Source organism: Streptomyces sp. NPDC012510, assembly GCF_042955065.1.
In the GTDB taxonomy this organism is placed as follows: domain Bacteria; phylum Actinomycetota; class Actinomycetes; order Streptomycetales; family Streptomycetaceae; genus Streptomyces.
In genome coordinates this window covers 1-1,258 of record NZ_JBIBEN010000094.1, presented here as the reverse complement: position 1 = coordinate 1,258, position 1,258 = coordinate 1, and the positions used below count along the sequence as shown (strand labels likewise).

The window sequence follows — 1,258 nt, the reverse complement described above, 5'->3', positions numbered from 1 at the left end:
CGTGTCTGCTTCAATAAGGGTATGGCCAGCTTCCAGAAGGACACCGCGACGGGTCGCCACGACCTCGAGCCGTTCTGGCCTTCCCGTCAGCACCACGATTTCGACCGGGTGTGTTGCCGCGCGAGGAACGCGCGGGCCCTCTAAAGCCGTACACCCCGGCCTTCGGCCAGCGCGCACGACGTACGTCCCTCGGCGAGCCCGACCACGAATCGCGGCCGTCGTCCTCTCCGACGAACTTTCTCGCGCGAAAGAGCTGACCTCTCATGGCGACCACCCGTTCTCTCTCCTCCGCTCCCCTGGCACCCGCCCCCGCCCCGACCGCTCCCGCCCGGCACCGACTGCGTGCCGTCGACCGGGACGAGGTCGTGGACGTCGCGGACTTCCTGCCGCCGGGCGCCACCTGGCTGCCCGCACCGCAGCACACCCTGCCCACCCTGCCCGGCCAGCCGCCGATGATCGGCTACCTGGTGCTCGTCCCCGCCGACCAGCAGCCGCCGTTCCTTCCGGTGGCGGTGCCGGACCGGCCCGGTACGGACGCGGCCGACCCGCTGGTGCGGATCGACACGGTGCAGCGCACCGCCGCCGTCGACGGCCGTGAACTCGACCTGACCTACCTGGAGTTCGAGCTGCTCGCGCATCTGGTGGCGCACCCCAACCGGGTGCACACCCGCGACCAGCTCGTGACCACCGTGTGGGGCTACGGCCATGTCGGCGACGGCCGTACGGTCGACGTCCATGTCGCCCGGCTGCGCCGCAAGCTGGGCGCGGAGCACCGCCGGACGATCCAGACGGTCCGCCGGGTCGGCTACAAGTACACCCCGCCGACCGGGCGCTGACCCCCAGGACGGCCCCCGGCTCTGCCCTGGGCAGAGCACGGTTCCCTTCCGCGGCCCGGCCGGGCAGAGTCACCGGTATGAGACTTCTGGTGCTGGGCGGTACGGAGTTCGTGGGACGGGCCGTCGTCGAGGCGGCCCTCGGGCGTGGCTGGGACGTCACGGTCCTGAACCGGGGACGGCACGCACCCGTCCCCGGAACCCGGACCCTGATCGGCGACCGGACCGCGCCCGAGGGCATCGACCTGCCCTCGGGGGCCGAGTGGGACGCGGTCGTGGACACCTGGTCGTCCGCGCCCCGGGCGGTGCACGAGGCGGCGCGGCTGCTGCGGGGCCGCGCCCGCCGGTACGTGTACGTGTCGAGCTGCTCGGTGTACGCCTGGGCCCCGCCCGCCGGGTACACCGAGGACGCGCCCCTGGTCGAG

General features: G+C 73.1%; 2 protein-coding genes. Both read left to right on the top strand.

Features of this window, described 5'->3' with window-relative positions; all coding sequences use genetic code 11:
- Positions 1-263: 263 nt before the first annotated feature.
- Complete coding sequence (locus ACFY9I_RS42560) at positions 264-836, top strand: winged helix-turn-helix domain-containing protein (protein ID WP_030794395.1); 573 nt, start codon at positions 264-266, stop codon at positions 834-836.
- 77 nt (positions 837-913) lie between these two features.
- A partial coding sequence (locus ACFY9I_RS42555) for an NAD-dependent epimerase/dehydratase family protein (protein WP_391012928.1) occupies positions 914-1,258 on the top strand: 345 nt, incomplete at its 3' end.

What these genes read in the sequence shown, in the direction of transcription:
- ACFY9I_RS42560 (WP_030794395.1), top strand. Translation starts at nt 264, where the DNA reads ATGGCGACCACCCGTTCTCTCTCCTCCGCTCCCCTGGCACCCGCCCCC.